Genomic DNA, 740 nt, shown 5'->3' on the forward strand with positions numbered 1-740 from the left:
CTCGAGGCCATCGCGCTGGCCGAGTCGTGGGACAACGGCAAGCCGATCCGCGAGACGCTCAACGCCGATATCCCGTTGGCGGTGGACCACTTCCGCTACTTCGCCGGCGCCATCCGGGCCCAGGAAGGCTCGCTCAGCCAGATCGACGAAGACACCGTCGCCTACCACTTCCACGAGCCGCTCGGTGTGGTCGGGCAGATCATCCCGTGGAACTTCCCGATCCTGATGGCCACCTGGAAGCTGGCCCCCGCGCTGGCCGCGGGCAACGCCGTCGTCATCAAACCGGCCGAACAAACCCCGGCCTCGGTGCTGTATCTCTTCTCGCTCATCGGTGACCTGTTGCCGCCCGGTGTGGTGAACATCGTCAACGGCTTCGGCGTCGAGGCGGGCAAACCGCTGGCCTCGTCCAACCGGATCGCCAAGATCGCGTTCACCGGTGAGACCACCACGGGCCGGCTCATCATGCAGTACGCGTCGCAGAACCTCATCCCCGTCACCCTGGAACTCGGCGGCAAGAGCCCCAACATCTTCTTCAACGATGTTCTGGCTGCCAACGACGATTACCAGGACAAGGCGCTCGAGGGCTTCACGATGTTCGCCCTCAACCAGGGCGAGGTGTGTACCTGCCCGTCGCGCAGCCTCATTCAGGCCGACATCTACGACGAGTTCCTGGAGCTCGCGGCCATCCGGACGAAGGCGGTCCGGCAGGGCGATCCGCTGGACACCGAGACCATGATCGG

1 pseudogene is annotated in these 740 nt (G+C 65.0%); it reads left to right on the top strand.

From position 1 onward, the window contains the following. Nucleotides 1-740: pseudogene (gene adh / locus A5784_RS08055) on the top strand (aldehyde dehydrogenase); the annotation flags it as partial.

It is taken from the genome of Mycobacterium sp. 852013-50091_SCH5140682 (assembly GCF_001665685.1).
Lineage (GTDB): Bacteria > Actinomycetota > Actinomycetes > Mycobacteriales > Mycobacteriaceae > Mycobacterium.